We start from the raw sequence: 8,878 nt of genomic DNA, 5'->3' as shown, positions 1-8,878 counted from the left end.
GTGTTCGGATCTTGCTGCGTTGTCGACAAAGCGTTGTGTTTGTCAGCAGCAGAGAGATGAGATTATGCAGCGTTTGCTGCAGCTCGTCAACCCCTTCTTTTCGAGCCCCACTTCATGTTGTCAACGTAACCAGTTGATTTCGTGACGTTTTCAGCGGGAGGCGAACTATAGCAAAGCCTGCCTCCCGCTGACAAGGGCTATTCAAAAATTTTCTGTACCCGGTACGCAGGGTCGGTCCTTACCTGGTCCGGCGAGAACGGCAGGTTCTGCCACTCCTTTCGGGAATACAGGGGCAGCTGGTCGGCGTAATACCGGTTTTTCGGGTCCACCGACTGCCCATACACCAGCATCCCCTGCGCTACCGGGCCGGACTGGTCAAAGGTCACCACCTGCACATAACTCGTGCCCCACACGACGTCGTGATAGCCATTGGCGTCCAGCGGCGTGGCCATATGGATGGAGTTATACGAGCCGTCGATATCGCCAATCGCTCCATGCAGCGGGTAGCGCGCGCCATTGCGGGTCTCGTCCTGATACGCCCCAAGCGGCGCATCGAGCGGGATCCCGAGACCCTGCAGCTTCAGCGCGGCCGCTCTCAACGCGCTGTACATGGCCGGCAGGGCGGACGGCTTCACGCCGAATGGCGTATTCACCGGATCGGCCGGGTTGAACGGAATCTCCCACTTATCCGGAATCTGGGACGCGCTGTTCCAGAATTCGCGGAACAGCACCGCCCCTTTGCTGTCCAGATTCGCTTTCTTGTCCCATTGCGCCAGCGCGCCGCAGGCGGCGGAAATCACCAGGTCGGGCGCGGTGCAGCCGGACACCAGATCCGGCACCACCAGCTCGCCCGCATACACCCGGTTGGCGAATACCAGATCCTCCACATCGGCCATGCTGATGCGCTGGTGCTGGCGCAGGAACTCTTCCATCTGCTTGAAGCCGATGCGTGTGCGCAGCATCTGCTCGACGTTGATGCGCCCGTACATCGGCGAATACCCGGTCGGCAGCTGGCGCGGATTGGTCAGCCAGTAGCTGTCGTTCGAGTTGCCGACATAATCGGTGCGCAGCATGAACGGCGCCTGCTTGGGCGAGAAGATGCCCTCCGGCGCGCCCGGCTCCTTGACCCAGCCGCAGCTGCTGCGCGTACCGTCAAAAGCCAGCAGCGCGGGCATCACCAGGCAGTCCGAGGCGAAGCGCTGCGCGGGCACGCTGGGCACGACGCTCGCGTCCGCATACAGCACGTCACCGGCCCGGTCGGCCGCCACAGTGTTCACCCACGGCAGACCGACCACGGTGTCGAGTGCCGACTTCAGTTCGGCCACCGTTCCCGCGCGCCCGATGGCGAGCCACTGGTCCATCAGGCGCGTGTTGTTGCGGTTGGGGTCGCCCAGCACCCACGCCTCGCTCGGCGTCCACAGCACGCCCGCTTCCGGCTTCACGATCACTGCGCCATACTGCGAAAAGTAAAAGGTCCGGCTGCGCTTCACCACGGTCCCGTCCGCCTGCAGCACGTCGATGGTCACGGGCCGGGACGTCATCGCCACCGGCTTGCCGTCGACCAGGTAGGTGGTGCCGCTGGTATCGCTCCTGTCCAGCGCCAGGCGGAAGGTGGTGAAGTGCACGGCCGCCGTCACGGTGTGGGTCCAGGCCACGTCCTTGTTAAAGCCGATCGTGATGATGGGGATGCCCCCGAGGATCACGCCCATGGCATCGTACTTGCCCGGCACCGTCAGGTGCGCCTGATAAAAGCGATCAGTGCTGGTCCACGGATAGTGGGGATTGCCCATCAGGATCCCGCGCCCATCCACGGTCAGGTCGCGCCCAATGCCCAGCGCATTGCTGCCGAGCGAGCTCCGCACCAGGTCCACCTTGCCCGCGATGAACTGCTGCGGCGACATCGAACGCGCCCGCTGCGTCACTGTCATGCCCGCGCCGCGCCCGGCATCGGCGAATTCCTTGGCGAACACCTCGCCACTCGCGTGCAACGCTTTTTCCGCCAGCACCAGGTACATGTCCTCCACGGTGATCGGCTTCACCCACGCCGCGCCGGCACACGCGGCCGGCAGTTTGCCTGCGAAGTCGCGCAGGTAGCGGTTGTAGCCCGCGGCGTACCCGGCCAGCATGTCGCGCCCCTCCTGCGAACCGGCCGCATAGTTCGCCTTCAGCTGCTCGATGTCGAGATAGCCCTTGAAGAAGAAATCGCTGTCGTCATTGCGCACGTGCAGGTAATCGATCGCCGCGCCGTACTCGCCGCGCACGGGCTGGGTCGCCATCGCCTCTGCGCCAAAATAGCGCGAGCGCTCGCCGCGCACGGTCAGCAGCGTGTCCGCGAACATGCACACGTTGTCCTGTGCGTAGGCATAGGCCAGCCCGTAGCCCAGGCTGCGGAAGTCGTTGGCCTTGACGTGGACGATGCCGTGACTGGTCCGTGCAACCTCGGCGATGAGGCCATGTGCCGGGCTGCCGTCCGGCCTGCCCACGCGGCCTTCGCACGCCCCCATCGTCAAACAAACGGCAGCTGCGATCCAGGTGCGGAGTCCAGTTCTGCGCGCACGTTCCATGGTGCCCTCCTTTCGTTGTGCCCGCCCCCTACGGTCGAGCCAGCTTTGGATGATGGTGTGCATGCGGAACCACGCATTGACTCAACTCAACTGATCATGGGCGCTGCAAGCGTGCGCGGGCCGCCACGTTTTTGTCCTATGGTTGAGTTCATGAATCACCAAGTCGTGGAAGAGGAATCGCTCAAGGACGAGATGCGCAACCTGATCGAGGAAGCGCGCATGCTGCTCCCTGGCATCCAGGCCCTGTTCGGATTCCAGACCATCGCCGTGTTCAACGACCGCTTCGAGGATCTGGCGGAGACGGTCAAGGACTGCCATTTGCTGGCTCTTGGCCTGGTCGTGCTCGCAATCGGCCTGTGCATCACGCCCGCGGCCTATCACCGCATCGCCGAACCCGGCTGCGTCACGCGGCGGGCGGTGCGGCTCTCGTCCGAGTTCATCTGCGCCGCGCTGGCCCCGCTGGCCTGTGGCATCGCGCTCGACATGTACGTGGTGATCTTCCTCGCCACCGACTCGCAGGCCGCCAGCCTGGGCGGGGCGATCGCCGCCTTCGTAATCCTGATGGGCCTGTGGTTCGTCTTCCCCTTCCATTCCCGCCGCCGCAAGAAGCCGCCTGTGTGAAGCAGCTAACCGACGCGCGGGAGCCGCTGTCGATAATGGACAGACGCTCCCTCGACCGAAAGCTCCGCCATGTCCGATGACTCCACGCCGGTGGATGGCCGCCGCCGCGGCTTTCTGCAGGCCGCCCTGCTGGCCGCCGGCGCCGCGCAGCTGCCCGCGCACGCCGCCAAGCCCACGGTCGCGCCCCGTACACCCGCCGCCGCTCCGCCCCGCACCTACACCCTCAACATCAATGGCCGCGACTATCACCTGTCGCTCGAGCCGCGCGTCACCTTGCTGGATGCGCTGCGCGAGCACATCGGGCTGACCGGCACCAAGAAGGGCTGCGACCGCGGCCAGTGTGGCGCCTGCACGGTGCTGGTGAACGGCCGCCGCGTGAACAGCTGCCTCACGCTGGCCATCATGCACGAGGGCGAAAGCATCACCACCATCGAAGGCATTGCGCCGGGCGGCGCACTGGCACCCATCCAGACCGCCTTCATCGAGCACGATGCCTTTCAGTGCGGCTACTGCACGCCGGGCCAGATCTGCTCCGCCGTCGCCTGCATCGGCGAGATGAAGGCGGGCCAGGCGAGCGCCGTCACGCCCAATGTGCGCGAACAGGTCATCGCGTTTTCCGATGACGAGATCCGCGAGCGCATGAGCGGGAACATCTGCCGCTGCGGCGCCTATAACAACATCGTCGCGGCGATCCGCACCACCGCCGGCGGCTGACGCCAGGAGTCCTCATGCACTCGATCGAATACGACCGCGCGGGCGATCCCGCCCAGGCCCTGCGTCTGATAGCGCAACCCAACGCCAAGTTCATAGGGGGCGGCACCAACCTGCTGGACCTGATGAAGGGCGACGTCGAACAGCCCGCGCGCCTGGTGGACATCAACCGCATAGGCCTGGACCGCATCGCCGAGCTGCCTGGCGGTGGCCTGCGCATCGGCGCCCTCGCCCGCAACAGCGATGCGGCCAATCATCCGCTGGTGCGCACCCGCTACCCGCTGCTGTCGCAGGCGCTGCTCGCCGGTGCCTCGGGCCAGCTGCGCAACATGGCGACCATGGGCGGTAACCTGCTGCAGCGCACCCGCTGCCCCTACTTCATGGACACCGCCTTCGACATGTGCAACAAGCGCCGTCCCGGCAGCGGCTGCGGCGCGCGCGAAGGCTACAACCGCATGCACGCGATCCTGGGCGCCAGCGAGGCCTGCATCGCCGTGCATCCGTCGGATATGGCGGTCGCGCTGGCGGCGCTGGACGCGACGGTGCAGGTGAGCGGGCCGCAGGGCGAGCGCGCCATCCCGCTGGCCGAATTCCACCGCCTGCCCGGCACCACCCCGCAATTCGACACAGTGCTCGACCCGCGCGAACTGATTACGGCGATCGACCTGCCTCCGCCGTTGTTCCAGCAGCACGTGCACTACCTGAAGGTGCGCGACCGCGCCAGCTATGCTTTCGCCCTGGTCTCGGTCGCGGCCGCGCTGGAGATGGAGGGCGGCGTGGTGCGCCAGGCCCGCGTAGCCCTGGGAGGTGTCGCGCACAAGCCCTGGCGCCTGCCCGCGGCGGAAGCGCAGCTCGCGGGCCAGTCCCTGAGCGACGAGCGCAGTGGCGCACTGGCCGATGCGCTGCTGGCCGGCGCCAGGCCATTCCGCGACAACCGCTTCAAGATCGACCTCGCGCGGCGCGCCATCGTGCGGGCGTTGCGCAATGCCGGAGAAAGCGCATGAGCATCATCGGACAGGGCATCGACCGCACCGACGGGCGTCTCAAGGTCACCGGAGCCGCGACCTACTCCGCCGAGCACCAGCTGCCGCGCCTCGTGCATGCGGTGATGGTGCTGTCCACTGTGCCCAAGGGGCGCATCGTGGCCATCGACAGTGCCGCGATCAAGGCGATGAAAGGCGTGCGCGTGGTGATGACGCACCAGAATGCGCCGCGGCTCGCGCACTCCAAGGGCGCGCAGCATGAGGACAAGGCCAAGTCTTCCGGTGGGCAGCAAACGAAACCCGACAAGAAACAGCAGCCGCCCAACCCCAAGCTCTCGCTGCTGCAGGATGACCGCGTGCAGTACAACGCCCAGCCGATCGCGGTGGTGGTGGCGGACACGTTCGAACAGGCCCGGGACGCCGCGCGCAGTGTGAAGGTGCGCTACGCAAAAGAGCCGGCGCAGCTGAACCTCGACCAGGCGCGCCAGAAGCTGCGCGCTCCCGAAGCGCAGCCCGGCCGTCCTTCCGAAAGCAAGCGCGGAGACGCCGCGGCGGCGCTGGAGCGCGCGCCTGTGCGGATCGACGCGCTGTACACCACGCCCATCGAGAACCACAACCCGATGGAGCCGCACGCCACCATCGCGGCGTGGGACGGCGACCACCTCACGCTGTACGACTCCACCCAGAACATCTCCGGCGTGCGCCGCACTGCGGCCACCACCTTCGGCATCGAGCCCGAGAAGGTGCGCGTGGTCTGTCCGTTTGTCGGCGGCGGCTTTGGCTGCAAGGGCTCGACCTGGTCGCACGTGATGCTGGCGGCGATGGCCGCCAAGCTGGCTGGCGCGCCGGTCAAGCTGGTGGTCGAACGCACCCAGATGTTCGGCCCCGTCGGCGCGCGGCCGCTCACCGAACAGTCCCTATGCCTGGGCGCGACAACCGAGGGCAAGCTGACCGCCATCACACACGATACGGTCTCGCACACCTCTTTTGTCGACGATTTCTCCGAGCCCTGTACCGCCGTCACGCGCAAGGCCTACCAGACCGAATCCCTGCATACGACGCAGAAGCTGATGACGCTGAACCTCGGCGTCCCAACCTACATGCGCGCGCCGGGCGAATCGACGGGCAGCTTCGCGCTCGAATCGGCGATGGACGAACTGGCGTACAAGCTGATGATGGACCCGATCCAGCTGCGCCTCGCGAACTATGCGGAGCGTGACCCGGAGAAGAACCTGCCGTGGTCCAGCAAGTCGCTGCGCGAATGCTATCGGGTGGGCGCGGAACGCTTCGGCTGGGCCAAGCGCACGGCGGAACCGGGCTCGATGCGCGCGGGCCGCATGCTGGTCGGCTGGGGCATGGCGACAGCGGCCTACCCCGCCAACCGCCAGGGCGCCAAAGCCAGCGCCACATTGCTCGCGGACGGTACGGCTGTGGTGCGCAGCGGCTCGCACGACCTGGGCACCGGCACCTACACCGTGATGACGCAGATTGCGGCGGAGGCGCTGGGGCTACCGGTGTCGAAAGTGCGCTTTGAACTGGGCGACACCAGCATGCCGGAGGCGCCGGTGTCCGGTGGCTCGCAGACCGTGGCCAGCGTCGGCCCGGCGGTGTGGCAGGCCGCGCGCGGCGTGCGGCACAAGCTGATTCTGATGGCAGTGGCGGACCGCGGCTCGCCCCTGCATGGCGTGGCGGTGACGGATGTCGACGTGGCCGACGGCTGGCTGTCCCACGGCACCGACCGCGCGCGCCGCGAACCAATCGGCGCAGTACTGGCGCGCCACGGCGGCCAGTCCGTGACCGCGCAGTCGAACGCCGAGCAGGAGGCGGACAAGAAGAAGCAGTTCGCGATGCAGTCCTTTGGGGCGGTGTTCGTCGAGGTCCACGTCGATCCGGACGTCGGCACGGTCCGCGTGCCCCGTATCGTCGGCGCGTATGGCGTGGGCCGCATCATGAATGCCAAGCTGGCGCACAGTCAGTTGATGGGCGGCATCGTATGGGGTCTCGGCATGGGCCTCATGGAAAAGACCGAGATCGACTGGCGCTACGGGCGCGCGGTGAACGAGAATCTGGCCGACTACCATGTGCCGGTGAATGCGGACGTCGGGGCGATCGACATCGTGGTGGTGGACGAGCAAGACCAGCAGATCAACGAACTGGGTGCCAAGGGCATCGGCGAGATTGGCATCACGGGCGTTGCGGCGGCCATCGCCAACGCCGTCTACCACGCCACCGGCAAGCGGATTCGCGATTTGCCAATCACGCCGGACAAACTCATCGTTTGAGGAATATCAAACGCGCGCATGCCGTGCGCGGCGTCTCAGATGCTAAGATTTTTGACAAGTGCAGCCACCCCGGCTGCATTTTTTTTACGTCAACAAAATCGAGAGGAGACGCAGTGAAGACCACACGCTGGATGTTACTGGCTGCCGGATTGATGAGTGCGGGTTGCACCTATGCGGGCCCGCTGAAGTGGGTGACGCTGGGCGACGCCGCCTATGCCGAACTCAGGAAGACCGTGCCGCAGGCCACGGCCAAGGCCAGCCGCGCCGGCCAGAACGAGGCGCTCCACGTGGTGCCGCTGGACGAGGATCTGCTGCCGCTGCTGTCCGCCGCCGTGCACCGGGACCTGAAGCGCTGCGGCGGCTTCTTCGTGCACAACACGGAGGGCGACGCGATGCAGGCCATCGCCGGCGCGCCCGTGGCCGTGGCTGCGCTCACCCGGCCCTCCTACACCATCGACAACCAGACAACGGTGAACTCACTGCTGCCCCAGCTCCAGGAGAGCAACATCACGCAGACCATCGTGGACATGTCGAGCTTTGCCAACCGCTACTACAAGACGGTCAATGGCAGCGATGCAGCCAACTGGCTGAAGCAGAAATGGACCACCATGGCGAGCGGACGCAGCGACATCACCGTCACGCAATTCGCACACACCGGCTACAACCAGACATCGGTGATCCTGACCATCAGCGGCACGGACAACGGGAGCGAAGTCATCGTGCTCGGAGCGCACCTTGATTCCATCAACCTGAGCGGCAACGGTGAAACCTCGCACTCGCCCGGCGCGGACGATGATGCTTCCGGCATCGCCAGCCTGACGGAAGCGCTGCGCGTGATGATCAACACCGGCTACAAGCCGCGCCGCACGATCAAGTTCATCGGCTACGCGGCGGAAGAAGCCGGCTTGCTCGGCTCGCAGGACATTGCAGCCAATTTCAAGAACAGCGCGGTCAACGTGGTCGGCGTGATGCAGCTGGACATGACCAACTACAAGGGCTCGGTCAACGATATCTATATCTACACCGACTACACGGACAGCCTGCAGAACGATTTCGTCGCGAAGCTGGCGGCGACCTATTTGCCCGCCTTGAAAGTCGGCTATGACAAGTGCGGGTATGGCTGCTCCGATCACGCGTCCTGGAACGCCAAGGGCTATCCGGCTTCGCTGCCGTTCGAAGCGGCCTTCAATCGGGACAATCCGTACATTCACACTGCCAATGACACCTACGCCAATTCCGGCAACCAGGCGGCGCACGCGCTGAAGTTCGCACGGCTGGCGGCGGCGTACGCGGTGGAGCTGGGCAGCGATGGCCCCGGCACGCCGGGCGGGACGGACAAGGTGGAGACGTTCACCGGCAGCCTGGCGGCGGGCCAGCAGAAATCGTACGGGCCGTTCAAGGCCGGCATCGGCACGTTCAAGGCGGAGACGAGCGGGACAGGTGACGCGGATCTCTATGTCCGCAAGTCCGCAGTGCCAACCACCAGCACCTACACCTGCAAATCGGATGGGTCGAGCGCGACGGAAGTCTGCTCGTTCAGCATGACGGCGAATGGGGATGTGTACGTGCTGGTCCGCGGCTATACGTCGACCAGCTATGCGCTCAAGGTGACTTACAAGCCGCAGTAAAAACAAAAAAGCCCGATAGCTTTCGCTACCGGGCTTTTTCTTTATAACTAGCCTGACGATAACCTACTTTCACACTGGTTGCAGCACTA

The 8,878-nt window shown here is 65.5% G+C and carries 6 protein-coding genes; 5 read left to right on the top strand and 1 reads right to left on the bottom strand.

Translation table 11 applies throughout. From position 1 onward, the window contains the following. Positions 1 to 197: 197 nt before the first annotated feature. Complete coding sequence (locus E4L96_RS12195) at positions 198 to 2,483, bottom strand: penicillin acylase family protein (RefSeq protein WP_229414428.1); 2,286 nt, start codon at positions 2,481 to 2,483, stop codon at positions 198 to 200. Positions 2,484 to 2,714: 231 nt separating this feature from the next. Between E4L96_RS12195 and E4L96_RS12190 the strand changes: the two genes are divergently transcribed. The 5 genes from E4L96_RS12190 to E4L96_RS12170 all read left to right on the top strand — a co-directional run bounded on the left by E4L96_RS12190 (position 2,715) and on the right by E4L96_RS12170 (position 8,789). Beyond that, positions 2,715 to 3,185, top strand: a complete 471-nt coding sequence (locus E4L96_RS12190; protein ID WP_220433426.1) for a DUF6328 family protein — start codon at positions 2,715 to 2,717, stop codon at positions 3,183 to 3,185. A 69-nt stretch (positions 3,186 to 3,254) separates the two neighbouring features. Continuing rightward, the gene (locus E4L96_RS12185) at positions 3,255 to 3,899 is read left to right on the top strand and encodes a (2Fe-2S)-binding protein (protein ID WP_135207494.1); all 645 of its coding nucleotides are present in this window, start codon (positions 3,255 to 3,257) and stop codon (positions 3,897 to 3,899) included. Between the two features lie 14 nt (positions 3,900 to 3,913). Continuing rightward, the gene (locus E4L96_RS12180) at positions 3,914 to 4,900 is read left to right on the top strand and encodes an FAD binding domain-containing protein (protein ID WP_135207493.1); all 987 of its coding nucleotides are present in this window, start codon (positions 3,914 to 3,916) and stop codon (positions 4,898 to 4,900) included. Continuing rightward, on the top strand, positions 4,897 to 7,161 hold the full coding sequence (locus E4L96_RS12175; protein ID WP_135207492.1) for a xanthine dehydrogenase family protein molybdopterin-binding subunit: 2,265 nt from the start codon (positions 4,897 to 4,899) through the stop codon (positions 7,159 to 7,161). The genes E4L96_RS12180 and E4L96_RS12175 overlap by 4 nt, the downstream gene beginning before the upstream one ends. A gap of 113 nt (positions 7,162 to 7,274) precedes the next feature. Continuing rightward, positions 7,275 to 8,789 (top strand): M20/M25/M40 family metallo-hydrolase, encoded by a 1,515-nt coding sequence (locus E4L96_RS12170; protein WP_229414426.1) that lies wholly within the window; start codon positions 7,275 to 7,277, stop codon positions 8,787 to 8,789. The last annotated feature ends 89 nt before the right edge of the window (positions 8,790 to 8,878 follow it).

The organism is Zemynaea arenosa (assembly GCF_004614185.1).
GTDB lineage: Bacteria > Pseudomonadota > Gammaproteobacteria > Burkholderiales > Burkholderiaceae_D > Telluria > Telluria arenosa.
This window is presented reverse-complemented; position numbering and strand designations above follow the sequence as displayed.

Coding starts and splice junctions, on each gene's coding strand:
- E4L96_RS12175 (WP_135207492.1), top strand. CDS start 4,897: ATGAGCATCATCGGACAGGGCATCGACCGCACCGACGGGCGTCTCAAG.
- E4L96_RS12190 (WP_220433426.1), top strand. CDS start 2,715: ATGAATCACCAAGTCGTGGAAGAGGAATCGCTCAAGGACGAGATGCGC.
- E4L96_RS12180 (WP_135207493.1), top strand. CDS start 3,914: ATGCACTCGATCGAATACGACCGCGCGGGCGATCCCGCCCAGGCCCTG.
- E4L96_RS12185 (WP_135207494.1), top strand. CDS start 3,255: ATGTCCGATGACTCCACGCCGGTGGATGGCCGCCGCCGCGGCTTTCTG.